The organism is Verrucomicrobium sp. BvORR106, from assembly GCF_000739655.1.
In the GTDB taxonomy this organism is placed as follows: domain Bacteria; phylum Verrucomicrobiota; class Verrucomicrobiia; order Verrucomicrobiales; family Verrucomicrobiaceae; genus Verrucomicrobium.
Window position 1 is genome coordinate 22,797 of record NZ_BATR01000183.1, and the last position, 16,516, is coordinate 39,312.

Annotated in this window: 14 protein-coding genes; 7 read left to right on the top strand and 7 right to left on the bottom strand. The window is 60.3% G+C overall.

All coding sequences use genetic code 11. From position 1 onward, the window contains the following. Window positions 1-60 precede the first annotated feature (60 nt). The 5 genes from BV106_RS33220 to BV106_RS33240 form a co-directional block, all read right to left on the bottom strand. Window positions 61-1,239, bottom strand: a complete 1,179-nt coding sequence (locus tag BV106_RS33220; RefSeq protein ID WP_038172209.1) for an MBOAT family O-acyltransferase — start codon at window positions 1,237-1,239, stop codon at window positions 61-63. A 135-nt stretch (window positions 1,240-1,374) separates the two neighbouring features. Next, window positions 1,375-4,560 carry a multidrug efflux RND transporter permease subunit gene (locus tag BV106_RS33225; RefSeq protein ID WP_038172211.1) on the bottom strand — a complete coding sequence of 1,062 codons (3,186 nt, stop codon included), beginning with the start codon at window positions 4,558-4,560 and terminating at the stop codon, window positions 1,375-1,377. A gap of 24 nt (window positions 4,561-4,584) precedes the next feature. After that, the gene (locus BV106_RS33230; protein ID WP_051946823.1) at window positions 4,585-5,880 is read right to left on the bottom strand and encodes an efflux RND transporter periplasmic adaptor subunit; all 1,296 of its coding nucleotides are present in this window, start codon (window positions 5,878-5,880) and stop codon (window positions 4,585-4,587) included. Next, window positions 5,877-6,515 (bottom strand): TetR/AcrR family transcriptional regulator, encoded by a 639-nt coding sequence (locus BV106_RS36670; protein WP_051946826.1) that lies wholly within the window; start codon window positions 6,513-6,515, stop codon window positions 5,877-5,879. The genes BV106_RS33230 and BV106_RS36670 overlap by 4 nt, the downstream gene beginning before the upstream one ends. 108 nt (window positions 6,516-6,623) lie before the next feature. After that, on the bottom strand, window positions 6,624-7,691 hold the full coding sequence (locus BV106_RS33240; protein WP_265596344.1) for a cytochrome D1 domain-containing protein: 1,068 nt from the start codon (window positions 7,689-7,691) through the stop codon (window positions 6,624-6,626). 108 nt (window positions 7,692-7,799) lie between these two features. Between BV106_RS33240 and BV106_RS33245 the strand changes: the two genes are divergently transcribed. The 3 genes from BV106_RS33245 (at window position 7,800) to modA (ending at window position 10,582) form a co-directional block, all read left to right on the top strand. Beyond that, window positions 7,800-8,180, top strand: a complete 381-nt coding sequence (locus BV106_RS33245; RefSeq protein ID WP_051946829.1) for a LysR family transcriptional regulator — start codon at window positions 7,800-7,802, stop codon at window positions 8,178-8,180. Window positions 8,181-8,301: 121 nt separating this feature from the next. After that, the gene (locus BV106_RS33250; protein ID WP_038172213.1) at window positions 8,302-9,780 is read left to right on the top strand and encodes an alginate export family protein; all 1,479 of its coding nucleotides are present in this window, start codon (window positions 8,302-8,304) and stop codon (window positions 9,778-9,780) included. Window positions 9,781-9,799: 19 nt separating this feature from the next. Beyond that, window positions 9,800-10,582 carry a molybdate ABC transporter substrate-binding protein gene (gene modA, locus BV106_RS33255; protein ID WP_038172215.1) on the top strand — a complete coding sequence of 261 codons (783 nt, stop codon included), beginning with the start codon at window positions 9,800-9,802 and terminating at the stop codon, window positions 10,580-10,582. Between the two features lie 109 nt (window positions 10,583-10,691). Here the strand turns inward: modA and BV106_RS33260 are convergent, their stop codons facing one another. Next, entirely contained in the window at window positions 10,692-11,846 is a 1,155-nt protein-coding gene (locus tag BV106_RS33260; protein WP_038172217.1) for a porin, read from the bottom strand. A 561-nt stretch (window positions 11,847-12,407) separates the two neighbouring features. Continuing rightward, window positions 12,408-13,250 carry an FHA domain-containing protein gene (locus BV106_RS36675; protein WP_051946832.1) on the bottom strand — a complete coding sequence of 281 codons (843 nt, stop codon included), beginning with the start codon at window positions 13,248-13,250 and terminating at the stop codon, window positions 12,408-12,410. A gap of 117 nt (window positions 13,251-13,367) precedes the next feature. On the opposite strand from BV106_RS36675, the gene BV106_RS33270 reads away from it, so the two are divergent. The 4 genes from BV106_RS33270 (at window position 13,368) to BV106_RS33285 (ending at window position 15,861) form a co-directional block, all read left to right on the top strand. After that, window positions 13,368-13,874 (top strand): hypothetical protein, encoded by a 507-nt coding sequence (locus BV106_RS33270; RefSeq protein WP_038172219.1) that lies wholly within the window; start codon window positions 13,368-13,370, stop codon window positions 13,872-13,874. An 83-nt stretch (window positions 13,875-13,957) separates the two neighbouring features. Then, complete coding sequence (gene rpsT / locus BV106_RS33275; protein ID WP_009964375.1) at window positions 13,958-14,230, top strand: 30S ribosomal protein S20; 273 nt, start codon at window positions 13,958-13,960, stop codon at window positions 14,228-14,230. 125 nt (window positions 14,231-14,355) lie between these two features. Beyond that, on the top strand, window positions 14,356-14,592 hold the full coding sequence (locus BV106_RS33280) for a Zn-finger protein (RefSeq protein ID WP_038172221.1): 237 nt from the start codon (window positions 14,356-14,358) through the stop codon (window positions 14,590-14,592). A 495-nt stretch (window positions 14,593-15,087) separates the two neighbouring features. Next, window positions 15,088-15,861: a TorF family putative porin gene (locus BV106_RS33285; protein ID WP_038172223.1), complete on the top strand. Its 774-nt coding sequence runs from the start codon at window positions 15,088-15,090 to the stop codon at window positions 15,859-15,861. The last annotated feature ends 655 nt before the right edge of the window (window positions 15,862-16,516 follow it).

The window sequence follows — 16,516 nt, forward strand, 5'->3', positions numbered from 1 at the left end:
GTGTTTCCGAAACACCCCCTATATACTCCAGCCACATTTTAGCTTTAGTGATCAATTCTTTCATCCTGCGATCATCCTCCTGAAGAAAAACAGCGCTGTCGGCACGTCCATGCAGAACCAGGCCCACCCTAAGATGACGACAATCATCGTGAGGGCCCATGCTGCGAAGTTTGCCAGCGCCGAGGCTGGCCGCCCAGAGTTAGAGGTTCGGCGAGACCACCAGCGATTCACAGCCAGCGCCGCGCCATGCCACGCCCCCCAGATCACGAAATTGAGGCCTGCGCCATGCCACACCCCGCTCACTAGCATCGTGACAAACAAATTGAAATACACTGCAAAATGAGACCTGCCGCGAGACCCACCCAGAGGAATATATACGTAATCCATGAGCCACTTGCTCAGTGACATGTGCCAGTGACGCCAGAAATCGGAGATGCTCGTCCGTGCGTATGGCCAGTCGAAGTTCTCCTTTACCCGCAGGCCAAACAATCTTGCCGAGCCAATGGCAATGTCAGAATACGCCGAGAAATCAAAATAGATCTTGATGCCGTAAGCCACGAGCCAGATCGGCAGCACCCACCGCTCTGCCTGGGCGATATCCGTGGCATTCAAGTTCTGCGTGAAGCTCGACATGAAGTCCGCCACCACAAACTTCTTGGCCAACCCCGTGAGAATGCGCGTGATGCCTCGCTCGAAGTCCAGGGGCCAGTTGTCCGAAGGATCCCGCAGGGCAGGTACAAAGTCCTGATAGCGCTTGATAGGCCCAGCAACCATCGTGGGAAAAAACAGGATGAACGCCAGATACTCATCCAACCTCCCTTTCTCCGCCGTGCCCTGTTGGCGGTCACGGGCATAGTGGATGAATTCAAAAGTGAAGAAGGAGACTCCCAGCGGAAGAAAAGCTCCCGCCCAAATCAGAGATGAGCTGCTTCCTCCTACAGTCGATACCACAAAGTTCCAATACTTGAAGACGAACAACACCAGAAGGGCCTGCAGAATTCCAGCAAGGCACCAGGCAGAACCTGGCCTGTAAAGGCGACTGAAAACAGCCTCCCAAAAAAACACCGTGAGACACAAAGCCCCCACCCAGCCCCCGAGCTCCGTCACGGAAAAGTAGATGAAGAACAGGGCTCCTGAGGCGATCAGAACACGGGCTCGATACTCTGCCGCGGCCACGCGAAACAGCACCGCAGCCGGCAGCAAAAAGAGGAAAAAGTAGGCGAACGTATTAAAAATCATCCCTCGGCTCCTCTTCTTCCCGAGATAGCCCCTGCCGTCAACGCAAGACCGCAATCAGACGAATGGCTCCAAGGGATATCCCTGGAGCCATTCGAGGCGTTCCTAAACTGACTGCAATCTAGATCTGCAAATGCCTCAGGCACCGCCAGCGGAGTGGGTGATCCCAGTAGTTGGAGAGTCCGCCACGTGGGCCTCCTCCTCTTCCTTCTTCGGCGGGCCCGAGATCTTCTCTGCCAGGGTCTGGACCTCCTTGTAGAGCCACGGGATGAAGAAGACCCCGATCAAGGTGGCCGCGCTCATGCCGAAGCACACGGCCGTGCCCAGGCTCTGCCGGCTGGCCGCGCCAGCTCCAGAAGAGAGCACCAGAGGCACCACTCCGAGGATGAAGGCCAGAGAGGTCATGATGATCGGCCTCAGCCGGAGCCTCGCCCCTTCGAGTGCGGCCTCCTCAATGCCCATGCCCGCCTCACGTCGCACCTTGGCGAATTCCACAATCAGGATGGCGTTCTTGGCCGCCAGACCGATCAGCATCACCAGACCAATCTGCACATACACGTCATTGGTCAGCCCCCGCATCCACGCCCCAAAGAAGGCACCGAAGACGCCGATGGGCAGGCCAAAGAGTACCGCGAACGGCACCGCCCAGCTCTCATACTGGGCGGCCAGCACCAGGAAGACGAACAACAGCGCCAGGCCCAGGATGACCGTCTGTTGACCAGCTGCCTGCTTCTCCTGGAGGGCCGTCCCCGTCCATTCATAGCCGTAGCCGTCCGGCAGGTTTTCCTTGGCCAGCTCTTCCATCGCCGCAATAACCTGACCCGAGCTCACCCCGGGAGCTCCGGTGGCCGTTATTTCCGAGGTCCGGTAGAGGTTGAAGTGAGGCAGCAGATCCGCGCCGGTGCTGGACTCGACCTTGGCAAACGTGCTGAAGGGCACCATGCTCCCGTCTGCGCTGCGCACATAGATGTTGTAGATGTCCTCCGGCACCATGCGATAGGCGGGCTCTGCCTGCACCTTCACCTGGAAGCTGCGGCCAAAGAGCGTGAGATCATTCACATACAGTCCACCCAGATAGCTCTGCAGGGCGCCGAAGACACTGTCCAGCGGAACGCCCAGCGTCTTGATCTTGTCACGGTCCAGCTCCACAAACGTCTGGGGCACCTGCGTGCTGTAGAAGGTGAACACCCGCGCCAGATCCGGACGCTGCGCGGCGGCAGCAAGCATCTTGTTGGAGACCTCCTGCAGCTCTTCCGGAGAGCGGCCACTGCGATCTTGCAGTTCGAACTGCACGCCCCCGGCATTGCCCAGGCCCTGGATGGGCGGAGGTGAGGTCGGGATGATCAGCGCCTCTGGAATCTGGCTGACTCTGGCATAGATCGATGGCACGATCTGCGCCACCTGCTCAGAGGGATCGGGCCGCTCTTTCCAGTCCTTCAGCGACACGATGCAGACCCCGGCATTGGAACTGCGGGCTCCGCTCAGGAGGTTCAGACTCCCGATCGTGATCACATCGCTCACGCCCGGCGTCTTCGCCAGGATGTCCTCCACCTTGCGGAGCACCTTGTCTGTCCGCTCCTGGGAAGCCCCATCCGGCAGCGTGGTGATGACAAACAGATAGCCCATGTCCTCATCAGGCAGGAAGGAAGTGGGCAGTTGTTTCAGCAATCCCACCGTGCCTGTGTAGAGCCCGGCCAGCAGCACAAGGGTGATGATGGCATAACGGATGAGCCAGCGGCAGATGCTCACATAGTGCCCGGTGATGCGGTCAAACCAACGATTGAACGCCGCCAGTCCACGCCCCAGGGGCCCTTTGGGCGGCTCCCGATGGCGCAGCAGCATTACGCAAAGCGCCGGAGTCAGGGTCAAGGCCACGAGCGCGGACAGCATCACCGAGACCGACAGGGTGATCGCGAACTGCTGGTAGAGCTTGCCTGTGATGCCGCCCATGAAGGACACCGGGATGAACACCGAACATAACACCAGGGCAATGGCCACCACTGGCCCCGACACCTCGTGCATGGCCTTTCGGGTTGCAGCCAGCGGGCTCAGTCCTTTTTCAATATGGTGCTCCACCGCCTCCACCACCACGATGGCATCATCCACCACCAGACCGATGGCGAGCACCATGGCAAACAACGTCAGGGTGTTGATGGTGAAGCCGAGCGGAGCAAAGATGGCAAAGGTACCGATCAATGAGACTGGCACTGCCAGCATGGGGATCAGGGTGGCGCGCCAGTTGCCGAGGAAGATAAACACCACCACGACCACCAGCACAAAGGCCTCGGCCAGGGTGTGCAGCACTTCTTCAATCGAGGCCGTCACGAATCGCGTGGTGTCGAAGCTTACCTTCACCTCCATGCCGTTCGGGAAGGCAGTGGCCAGCTCGTCCATCCGCTTCTTGCAGGCCTCCGCTGTATCCAGCGCGTTCGCCGTGGGGAGCTGGAAGATCCCGATGAGTGCGGCAGGTGAACCATTGATGCGGCCGAAGCTTGCGTAGTCCTTGCCGCCCAGTTCGGTCCGCGCCACATCCCGCAACCGCACCACGGTGCCGTCCGCCAGGGTGGTCAGCACGATTTCCCCGAACTCATCCGGCTGCACGAGCCGCCCCTTCACATTCACGGAGAACTGGAACTCCGTCCCTTTCTCCGCGGGAGGTGCCCCGATCTGCCCTGCCGCCGCCTGCACGTTTTGCTCGGCCAGCGCATTGGAGACGTCATTGGCCGTGAGCCCCAGCTTGGCCAGCTTGTCCGGCTGGAGCCAGACGCGCATGGAGTAGTCCTTCTGCGTGAAGATCTGCACCGCACCCACGCCCTGCACACGGGCCAGCTCAGACTGCAGGTTCAGGAAAGCATAATTGTTAAGGAAGAGGTCATCATACGTGCCATCCGGTGAGCTGAGGGCAAAGACCAGCAGCATGTCCGGAGACTGCTTGGTGACGGTGATGCCGTTTTTCGTGACATCTGTGGGCAGCTTGGGCTGGGCTCGCGCCACCCGGTTCTGCACGTCCACGGCGGCATCGTCAATGTTCTTGCCCACCTTGAACGTCACCTTGATGGAACTCTGGCCATCGCTGGTGCTGCCGCTGGACATGTAGAGCATGTCCTCCGCACCGTTGATTTCCTGTTCCAGCGGGGTGGTCACCGTCTCCTCCACCACCTTCGAACTCGCCCCCGGATAGGTGGCGGTCACCTGAATGGTGGGGGGCGTCATGTTAGGGTAGCGGGCGATGGGCAGCGAGCGCAACCCCAGCCAGCCTACCAGCAGGATCAAAATCGAGATGACCATCGCGAACACGCGACGGTTGATGAAGAACTGGGCCATGGTGGTCTCCGGTGAGGGTGGATGTTACTTGCCGTCGTTTGCTGCCGGCTTGTTGTCTCCTGAAGGAGCCGCTGGTGCTGTGGGGGAAGATGTGGCCGCTGGCGCTGGCGCAGACGCAGGGGCCGCCTCCGGGGCTTTCTCCGGAGCGGGCGCTGCGGGTGGAACCGGTTTACCGCCCTCGTCCGTGCTGGCCTGCTGGGGATTCACCACCATGCCGGCCCGTGCTTTCTGCAGACCTTCCACCACGACCCTCTCCCCTGCCTTCAATCCGTTCGTGACGATGAAATAATCTTCAAACCGATCTTTGGCTTCAATCGAGCGCTGCTCCACCTTGTTGCCCTCGCCCACCACCATCACGGACTGCACGCTCTGCGTGCTCACCACCGCCCGCTGGGGCACCAGCACCACATCCGGCCGCTCCTCGGTCATGGCCCGCACCCGGCCGAACTGGCCCGGCTTGAGCAGTCCCTCGGCATTGGGGAAGGACACCACGATCTTCAACGTCCCCGCCTTGGCGTCCAGCGCTCGATCCGCGAACTCGAACTTGCCCACATGCTCATACGTCGTGCCATCACTGAGCAGCAGGCGGAACTGCATGGCCGCGCTGTGCTTGTCCCGCGCTTCATCATCCCCCATGAACCGTCGCTGAAAGCGGATGTAGTTCCCCTCCGGGACATTGAAATGCACACGCATGGGATCCACGATGGACACCACCGCCAGCAGCATGGTGTCTGAGCTGCTGCCCACGTAGTTTCCCACATCCACAAGACGGGCGCCGATGATCCCGTCAAAGGGCGCTCTCATCACCGTGTACCCCAGGCTGAGTTCCGCTGAGGTCAGGGCCGCCTTCAGCGCCAGCACCTCGGAGTCCGCCACCCGCGCATTGGCATTGGCGGTGTCGAGATCCTGCTGAGAGATGGCGTTCTGTTTCACCAGGGGCTCCAGTCGTTTGGCGTCGGCCCGGGCTCGCTCCGCGGTCGCCTCCGCCTTGGCCACGTTGGCTTTTGCCTGGGCCACTGCCGCCTCATACGGCTTGGGATCGATCTCAAAGAGCAGGTCGCCCTTCTTCACCAGCCCCCCTTCACGAAACGGGGCCTGCGTCAGGAAGCCCTGCACCCTCGCCCGGATTTCGACCGTGGCCGCCGCCTGAGTCTGCGCCACGTTTTCCACAAAGATGGGCACCGTGCGCTGAAGGGTTTGGGCCACGATCACAGCCGGTGGCGGCGGGGCCATGGGCTGCTGCTTTTTCTTCCCGCACGCGGGCAGGAACACGGCAGCAGTCAGGGCCACCGCCAGATGAGGTACGACGTTGAGTTTCATGGAGGAGTGGATCGGGAGATGGAACGGAGCGCGCATTCAGAGACAAACCTGGCCTGGGCCTTCCAAGACTTGGGTGAGAGCAGCCCTGACGCCCACTGGCGAAACAAGGCCACGACCATCCCCTGGATGACCATGGTAAACAGCCGGGGATCCCCCGGACGGAACTCGCCAGCCTTCTGCCCTGCCGCAATGCGGGCTGCCAGCCAGGATTCGAACCGATGCCTGAGGTCCTCCAGCCGCTTCTGCGAAGCTGGCTCCTTCATCACCTCTACCCCTTCCGAGAAATAGATCTGGATGAGGGTGATGTCGCGGCTCGCATACTCGATCTGTGACTCCACCACCACCCGCAGCGCATCATGGGGGTCCGCTGCGGACTTCACCGCCTCCTGCACATGACGCGTCACGCCAGACATCTGCCGCTCCAGCAGCCCCATGAAGAGGGCTTCCTTGCCGGAAAAGTAGCGATAGATCGCCCCGGTCGCGTATTCGGCCGCACGGGCAATGTCTTCCATCGAGGTCCGATGGTAGCCCTTGGCGGCAAACTCCTGCGCCGCAGCCGACAGCAGCCCCTCGATCTTCCGTTCCCGTTCCCGGGTCCGGCGATCGGCTGCTTGCAGTTGTGAATCAGCATTCACGTTTCTGAATACGCATTCACTTTAAGAACTGGATGTGAAGTGACGAAAAAAAATGCCAGCCTCGTCTCGAGGCTGGCATCATGAAATTCTGAAGGCTGGCGCCCCGGGCTATTTCTTGGCCCAGGCCAGACCATCGGCCACTTTGCCCACATCCACGAGGGACTCCACTTTCCAGGTCTGCAGATCGATCACGGCCACCTGGGCGCTGGCGTCACAAGACACATAGGCCTTGGCCCCATCCGGGCTGATGACCACTGCCTGAGGAGCAGCGGGCACGTCCACAGAGCGACCGAGCTTCATGGTGGCCAGATCCACTTCCACCACCTGGTTGCGATTGATGATGGTCACCACCAGCGACTTGCCGTCCGGAGTGGCGGCCGTGCCATAGCCGTAGTCCGGCAGCGCAATGCTCTGCTTCACGGTGTTCGTCGCGGTATCCACCACCACCAGCAGCGGCTGCACCTGGTCTGAGGTGAAGGCCAGCTTGTCATCCGCCGAAAGGGAGATGCGCTGGGTGCGTGGGGCCACCTTGATGCTGGTGATGAGCTTCCGGCCTTCCAAATCCAACACAGAGACCGTGCCGGATTCCACGTTCGCGGTGTAGCCGCGCTTGCCGTCTTTGGAAACGGTCAACATGTGGGACTCGGGATGGCCTGTCGGCACCGAGCCGAGAATCTTGAACGTCTTGGGATCAATGACCGCCACCGAGTTCTCCAGTTCCGTGGTCACATAGAGCAGCCCCGTCTTCTCGCAGGTGATCGGGCAGTGCGGACGCACCCCTTTGCCAAAATCGATCGTCGCCACGATGGCTTTCTTCTCCAGGTCGATCACACGAATGAGCTGGCCATCCGTACCCGGCTTGCCTACACCCGAGTTCCCAAAGATGGGGACAAAGGCCAGCTTGCCATCCGCCGAAGCAGACACCTCATGCCCCGTGATGCCTTCTTCCGGCACCACCGCGACCTGCTTGTTGGTCTTGGGATCGATCAGGGACAGCGTACGGTCTCCTTTGTTGGTGACGAGCACGGTGCCATCCACCACTGGAGCAATAGTTTGAGCTCCCACGATGCCCTGGCAACCAAAAGCGATGCAAGCTGCCCCCAACCCGGCGGCGAGCCAGTGCCGGCGTTTGATAACAGGGCGGAAAGGTGAGGGAGAGAGTGCAGTTTTCTTCATGAGGTGCTTCGAAGTGAGCTGACATTAACCGGGGCGCAACACGGATCTTTCAGCGGGTGTCCTGTGGGGCCGGTTGCCGATCCGCGCGTTCCGCATTACGCTCAAGCAATGCAAACACCCGCCGACGTCAAACCTGGTTTCAACTTGCAGCCTCGGTTGCGAGTCTTCTCGGGCTCCGCCATGGTTTTGGGTTGGGGAAAGATCCTGCTGCTGCGTCAGGTTCACGAGACAGGATCCATTGCCGAAGCGGCGCGGATCCTGGGCATGTCTTACAACCACGCCTGGAGCCTCATCAAACTGATGAACCAGCACTTTAAGGAGCCAGTGGTATCGGCCAGTCGCGGTGGTCCAGGCAGAGGCGGCGCAGTCATCACTCCCGCCGGGGAGAAGGTGTTGGAGCTCTACGAAGAAATGGCGAGCGAGTGCCTGAAAGCCACCAAGACCCAATGGCGTCGGCTGCAAGGGATGCTGAACGATCCCGCTGAATAGTCAGAATCCGAATGGTTGGGCGCTCATGCCTTGGATGAATATACTTGATAGATGATATCATTGACAAAATATATCAACTCGATCCATTGGCCACACCGCTCACAACCGGCGGCTCTCCCACATGAAAACAAGGCATCAGCCTCTCAAAACGCTGTCACCGGCCCTGGCTGGTCTTCTCCTGCTCTCACACGCGGCGATTCCCGGGCTCCAGGCCGGCACGACTGCCGCCCCCGCCCCGGCACCTGCCGCGGACAAAAAGCCCGTCAGCGCCGGATTGCTCAATGATGCGCTGCGCCTGCAGAACCCGGCGTTTGATGCCTGGGACATCGGCGGCCAGTTCCGTTTCCGCTATGAGTTGAAGGATGATGCCGGGGTGGTCGCCAGCCAGGACTTCATCAGCCGTGGGGTGGACAACGACAACGATGTCTTCCTGTTTCGCGAGAAGCTGCACATCGGCTGGCAGCCGGAGTCCTGGCTCAAGCTCTACGTGGAAGGCCGCGGCTCCCAGGCGGAGTCGGATGATCGTGACCCCAGCCCTGAGCAGGATGTGTGGGACCTGCACCAGGCCTATCTTCAGCTGGGCGATCCCCAGCTCTTCCCCCTCACTCTGAAGGTTGGCCGCCAGGAGATGACCTACGGCGACCAGCGTTTCGTCGGCATTGGCGACTGGAGCAACACCGGCCGCAGCTTCGATGCCGCGGTGCTGCGCTACTCCTTCAGCAGCACAAGCTGGATCGACGCCTTCACGAGCCGCGTTGTCATTCCGCGGGATGATTATTTCAATGAATCCAACGAGTACGACCAGTTCTCCGGCCTCTACGCCTCCACCCAGAGTCTCTGGACCGGCGTGGAGACCCAGGCGTTTTTCCTCGCCCGGAATGTGAGCGGCAAGTCCCCCAACGCCATCGCCCCCGGCATTGGCGGCCCCACCGAGCGGGATGTGTACACCTACGGCGTGCGCCTCAAGTCGCTGCCGGACAAGTTCGGCCCCTGGGACTTCGCCTTTGAAGGCGCGGGCCAGTTCGGCGACATCGTCACCGCCGGCGTGGAGCGCGATCTCCAGGCCTTCGCCCTCACCGGCACGGTGGGCTACACCCTCCGCGATGTCTGGGCGAAGCCCCGTATCGCCCTCGGCTATGACTATGCCAGCGGCGACTCCAACGGCAGTGACGGCGATCACGATACCTTCGAGCCCCTCTTCGGCACCAATCACTCCTTCTATGGGGTGATGGACCTCGTGGGCCTGCGCAACCTCAACAGCCCGCGGATCTCCTTCTCCGTGAAGCCGGCCAAGGGACTGACGCTCTCCGTGGACTACCTCCTCTTCTGGCTGGCGGACACCAGCGACTCCTTCTACCCGGAGTCCGGCTCCGCCCGCAGCGGCAATGGTTACGGGAAAAACCCACAGTACAGCTCGTTCGTTGGCTCTGAACTCGATATTGTGGCCAAGTATGCCTTCAACTCCGCCACGGAGTTCCAGCTTGGCTATGGCCACTTCTTCCCAGGCGACTACATCAAGAGTTCGGTGGGCAGCGTGCCGAGGAACGGCGGTGCCACCGGGGCCGACTGGCTCTATGTGCAGGCCGTTTTCAACTTCTAAACAACAGCCCCACTACAGTATGAAAACACGCACTCTGCTTTCCGTCCTGACCGCCCTGGCAGTGGGCAGTCTGATCCCCCACTCCCTCTCTGCCCAGACGAAGGAACTCCGGGTGTCAGCGGCCGCGAGCCTCGCCGACGTCCTCAAGGAGATTCACGCTGGATTTGAAAAGGCCCACGGTGCCAAGGTGGAACTCAATCTGGGAGCCTCCAGCGCCCTGGTGAGACAAATCGAGGCCGGAGCCCCGGCAGATGTCTTCATCTCAGCAGACGCTCCCAAGATGGACCAGCTTGAGAAGGCCGGGCTCATCAACACCGCCACACGCGAGGACCAGCTCTCCAACGCCCTGGTGGTGGTGGTGCCAGCCGACAGCAAACTTGCCATCACCAGTGGCAAGGATCTGCTGAAGCCCGACATTCGCCGGCTCGCCCTGGGGGACCCCAAGGCCGTACCCGCCGGAGTATACACCAAGGAGTGGCTCACCAAGCTGGGCCTCTGGGCCCAAGTGGAGGCCAAGGTCCTGGCCACGGAAAACGTCCGCGCTGCGCTGGCAGCCGTGGAGTCAGGCAACGTGGAAGCCGGCGTGGTGTACAAGACCGATGCCGCCATCACCACGAAGGTGAAGGTCGCCCTGGAGGTGCCCGCCTCTGAGGGACCGGTCATCACCTACCCCATGGCCGCTCTGAAGGAGGCAAAAAACGCCGATCTGGCAAAGCAGCACCTGGAGTACCTGGACACCCCAGAGTCCCATGCGCTCTTCCAGAAGTACGGCTTCATCGTGCTTCCTGAACCCAAGCGTTGATGGGCTTCAACCATCAGGGGCAGTGCCCGCCACCCGGCAGGCACTGCCCCCCAACTTAACACAACTCACTAAATGATTTGCTGGGAGACAGGCTGATCTCCCCAAACGGTCAGAAGCTCAACCGGACCGCGGAGATCCAAGTCCAGCCGCTGAAGCTGCCGCCGTCATCGCCTCCGTTCATGTCGGAGTACTCCACCCCGGACATGACTTTGAGCTTGTCGCCGTAGAAGCGGTAGTTCAGGCCACCATAGACGGCCTGATGTTCATCCCCTTTTCCGGAGACCAGCTTCTGCTCGTACCGGCTGGTGAGGGAGAGGCCGTTTTCGCCATCACTGTTCGCATAGGCGTAGCGCACCACAGCCTGCAGCTTCTCCGTGATGTTGTAGTACGGCATGACCAGGAAACCAAACACGTCCGGCTGACTGCCCAGACCATCTGCTGCCAGAAAATCCGTGACAAGACCCACCCGTCCCTTTGCCAGTTGCAAGGAGAGGGATCCGGTGTTGTTGAACTTGCGGAATGCGGTGTTGCCGCTGTCGCCGTCGTTGTAGAAGTACCCCGCCGTGATGAGCCCCTTGTCCAGACCGACACTACTGCTGAAGTCATAGCCGATGCGGGCCAGGATGCCGGCCCCAGCGTCGAACTCGCTGAACTCCTTCTCAAGATCGCCCGCAAATCCGCCCACGGCGTACACCCAGTGCCCCACCGTGCCCGAGGCCACCACACCCGTGATGTATTCAGGCGAAGGCCAGACGGTGCTGGTGATGAGCGAGCGCTCGATCGTCAGGATTTCGTTGGAGGAAGTGCCACCTTCATAGGTGTACTCCACCGGCTGCTTGCCGACGCGCAGGCGAAACTCCTTGGCAGGCTTCCACTCGACATAGGCATCCGTGAGACCCGTGTAGGAGGGGTTCACATCGGGATTGAGGTCCACCTGGACGTTAAAGGAGAACTCTTTGAGGAAGTCCCCTTTCAGACCAATCCGGATACGACGGTTTTCCCAATCGTCAGCGGAGGAATCCCCGTCATCCACCACGTAGTACTGCCCATGGTAGCGACCGGTAAGCGCCAGCTTCTGGATCAGCGGGTTCTCCTTGTTTTCATAGATCGTGGCCAGCCCCCAGATCTTGTCATAGATGGATTCTTCCTTGGCGGGCGCCACCGGTTCCACCGGGGCTTTGCCCGAAGCCGCCGTGACGACTTCTCCCGCCTGGGCCATCGGCAGCAGCGCCGCCGACAACAACAATGTGTACAGTGATTTCATGGAGTCTACTGAGTTTTGATGACCGGTGAGTTCGATCCCTGGGGGCGAGGGCCGGCGCAGGCTCCGGTGCGGCCTGTCACTGGGGGAAATACTTCTGCAGAGCGCCCCTTCATCAAGCCGACGCGAGGGGCAACATCGGCACACTGCCGCCTGTCCAATCCCAGCCGTTTCAGCGGTCTTGCGCGCGGAATATCGATACAGGATTTTGCTAGCGAGGAGCATCCAGACTCGGAGCCAACACCCCCATCACGGTTGCCACCGAGTTCCATGCAATAACATGGGCCATCCCCTTCTCCTGCGGATTCGCAGTGTGGGAAGTCATGGAAGGACCCGCTCATGGTTGAGTAGGGCTGCATAGGGAGAGAATCGTGAGGCGAAGCGCGCCACCGGGCCAGGTAGGACCTGAGATGGAGCGGGGCGCGCATTAGTCTCATATGCGCATAAATGCAAGTATGAGCGCTTGAGATGAATAGGAGGTTAGGCTCTTCGCTTCGTGGGCACAAAAAAAGGCCGGGGGGACACCCCGGCCTTCTGTGAAATTCGCGACTCGGCGCAGCTGGCTCAGTTCATCTCCATCATGGCCGGAGCTGCCGGCGGCGCGGCAGGCTTCGGAGCCATTTCGGACATGGCACCCTCTCCATTCATGGCCGGGGCCATGTTGGACATGGGGGCGTCTCCATTCATCATGGAAGGTGCTGCAGGCGCCGGTTTGGCCGGCGCGCTGGCATCAGGAGCCGGGGCAGGCGCTGGAGCAGGTGTGGGCGCAGGGGCCTTGCCTTCCTCCTTGGGGGCGGGCGCGGCGTCTTTTTCCACCCCGTCACTGGCCTTGTCGCGAACCTTCTTGATGACATCGCCAATCAGGAAACCACCGGTTTCCACACCGTGACGAACGTGCAGCCCCACCGCAAAGGCCAGGACCAGGAACAAAAGGAAGGTCAGAAAGCCAGCACAGCCGGAGGATTCCTCATACTGCTGCACCGGACGGGAGGAACGACGCGGGCCGGGCGCGATCGGCACCGAGCGGCTCGTGGCGTACTTCGACGCCACCGGGGCTGTGGCTGCCAGGGGGACCGGGATGGGCACCGGGGCCGTGGGCACGCCACGGGTGATGGGTGCCACAGAAAGGTGCACCACGGCAGGAATGTCACCAAACGTCAGCTGATCGCCGTCCTCCAGACGGGCCTCTTCCACTTCCACCCCGTTCAGGCGGGTGCCGTTGGTCGTCCCCAAATCCTGCACGTAGTAGCTGTCCCCACGCTGGCGGATGGTCGCGTGGTGACTGGACACTGAAGAGCTCGGCAGCACCACGATGCTGTCGGCGTGACGCCCGATCGTGATGACTTCCGCATCAAGCTCGGTTTCAATTTCTGTGCCGTCTTCCAGGGTGAAAACTATCCGCGCCATGGTGGTGCAATAAGGTCAATGTTGGGGTGAGAGGCGTTTTCGTTTGAACAATCGGATGCAATCCAGAGCATATTCTCTATACTTTGCGGAAAGCGGCGGATACTAGCCCTGTTTTTCATGAGCGCGAATGCAATCTTTACAAAGCGCCTGCCCGCAGCAGGCAGGTCATCGGTGATGGAGTTTTTCAAGGCAGCCACCTTGGTGGTCGCCGTCTTGGCCCTGTTCGCCGGTGGCGAAATCAGGGCCGATGAGGCGGACGATTCCGAGGCCGCCATCATTAAACTCGCAGAGCAACAGGAGAAACTCGGATTCGATTTCCGAGCGGACATCTGGCAGCGTGAGCTGAAGCCCGATTTGGGCAAAGCAGTGCGCATCCAGCTCTTTAAAGGCAACGAGTACCGCGTCTGCGTGGCCGTGCCCCCCAAGAGCGGAGTCCAGATCGCCGCCCACGTCCTGGATGCTGAGGGCAACCCCGTCGAGGCCAAGGTGGAGACATCCGAAGGCAGCTGGGGCGTGACCCTGCATGTCACCCCCAAGCGCACCGGCGTCTTCATGGTGGCCATCCGCCGCTCTGGCGGCAAGGAAAAGGCCACCATCTGCGCCATGATCAGCGGGTACAAGTGAGTCTTCCCGCCAAAAACATGGTTCACATGCTTGACAATAGTTCAGGCATGATTTAAACACTTCCCCCTTCATTTTAGTTCCCTATGGCCAACATCCGCTCTTCAGAGAAAGACATCCGCAGAACGCAGACCCGCACCCTGCGCAATCAGGCGAACAAAAGCCGGATCCGTACGCTGCGTAAGAAGGTCCTCGGTGCCGTGGCCAAAGGTGACGCGACTGCAGCCCAGACCGCCTACAATGAGTTCGCCTCTGCTGCCGACAAGGCCGCCAAGACCAAGGTGCTTCACAAGAACACCGCTTCCCGCCTGAAGAGCCGCGTGGCCGCTCAGCTTGCCAAGGTTGGCGCTGCCAAGTAATCTCCGGGGGTCGCTGGCACATCTTTTGTTTGCAAGAAGGCGCGGTGCATGCCGCGCCTTTTTTTGGCTCGCATGCGATCTTTCGTGCCATGACGTCGCAGGTAACGTAATACTCAGCACAACCCATGAGTTCCCCAAGCGAATCCCATCGTGAGCGTCTGAAGCAGGCTCAAAAAATCATGGAGCAGCCGTCGGACTACAAAGTGTGTGAAGGCTGCGGCTCCATCGTGACGGTGAGAACCACGGCGTGCCCCAGTTGCCACGCCTACAAATTTGACGAGACCGAGCCTCGTGTCGTGGCCCAGGCCAAGGCCTTGGCCAAGCGCCAGGCCAACTCGGTTTTGTCCTCCGACCTCGCTTAATCTCGACAAGCCAGACCCGACCTTTCTCAAACAAGGTCGAAGATCGATTTTGCCTCTTCAGCCCAACAGGAGCTTGAAGGGGCCTTTTTAGCCCTCTCTTCGAAAAATCAGGAGGGGCCTCTTCCTCAGAACGGAAGATCCCGTCAGCGGGTTGACACGGGCAAATGCCCCAGGATGTCCACAAAAGGCTGCGCCTTATCCGGAAGTGGTTCGGAATTTGAGCGGATTGAGCCAGTTGCGATTTTTCCGCATCGCGAGAGGCAGTCTCAAAATAGACGTTACCTTCTCAAGATCAGCCCTCAAGTAAGCACATTGTGATGCCCAATCGGCGTTCAATCTTGGGCAAAAAAAACACAAAAACACTTCACAGCCCAGAGTTTACTGCTAATTTCGGGCATCCAAATACAGCAATTTCCCACACCACTGCTCATCACAGCGTTGCGGGATGTTGATGTGATTCGGATGCCCAAACAACAACCAAACACAACAAACTGCATGAAATTGAATACCTTGCTCATCCCTGCATTGAGCGCGGCGTTCGCAGCCTCGGCTTACGCCGGCGCTCCCGCCAAAGCCCCCGCTCAGGTTCAGCCCCCCGTCGTTGAGGAAGACACCTCCCTTGGTTTCTCCCTGACCGCTGGTTATGACACCGACTACGTCTATCGTGGTGTGCGTTTCGCCCAGAACCTCGTGACGGTCGCAGTGGACGGCAACATCCCCTTCACCGACGTCCTCTCCTTGAACGTGGGCGCCTGGTTCGGCACCTCCGCTGACGACTCCTATGTCGGCACCGGTGACTCCTACCATGAACTCGACCTCTACGCCGCCCTTCTGGCCGACCTCGGCCCGGTGACCGTGGGTCTGAAGTACCAGTACTACCTCTTCGAAGGTGACGCTGGCGACGTGCTCGACGACATCAACGAAGTCGGCGTGCTCATCTCCTCCACCGTGGGCCCTGTCGACGTGATCGGCGGCGCTTACTACGACGAATCCGCTGACGGCTTCTACTTCGAAGCTGGCGTTTCCAAGACCATCGAAATCACCGATCGCATCAGCCTCGTTCCTGCGGCGCTCGTGTCCTACGCCATCGACTACTATGGCGTGGACGGTTTCAACCACATCAAAGTTAGCCTGGCCGCTCCGATCAAGCTGACGAAGACCGCTACCCTCACCCCCTACATCGCTGGCAACATTCCGATCGACGCCCTCGATGACCTTGGTGAAGAAGACCGCGTCTACGGCGGCGTGAGCCTCAGCGTCAGCTTCTAATCGAAGCCCGACCAGAGAAATCGCTTCCAACTCCTTTGGAGTTATCCAGCCCCCTGGTGAAAACCGGGGGGCTTTTTTGTGCAGGGTTGGGAGTCTGACGGAACTGGCCAAGGAGCGAGGGCTGCGCCTCAACCATCGGGCAATGCGCATGCGAGTCAGGTTAAGATCCTGATACGTCCATTCGCCGATTCAAGGTTGTGACGCCAAAGGATCCAAGGAGCGGCGGTTTGTGCTTGCACAACCGCCGGTGGTTGCCGGAGGAAGCATGCTTCCAAGTAAGAAGGCGGCGGCAAGACCCCATCAGGTGGTGGCTGTTTGGAGATCGAGCGCTCCGTTTACCCTCGGCGATTGTGCAAGCACAAACCGCCGCTCCTTGAAAGACGCACCGCACCTCAACCATCCAGCAATGCGCCTGATTGTCAGGTTAGCAAGATGCAAAGCCCGGGCGGAGGATCATCCCATTTCCGCATGGCCGGAAGCCCCACGCCAACGGCGTGATACACAATAGCCCGGGGTCAGACCGCGAAGCGGTCGCTACCCCGGGTAGCACGAGGTAGTGATGGAACTCCAAAGGAGTTCTACAAACCGTCCAGATCACCTGCAGACGACCGCTCTGCATACGACGGACAACTGAGGGACGCGTCCACGGTTTGTA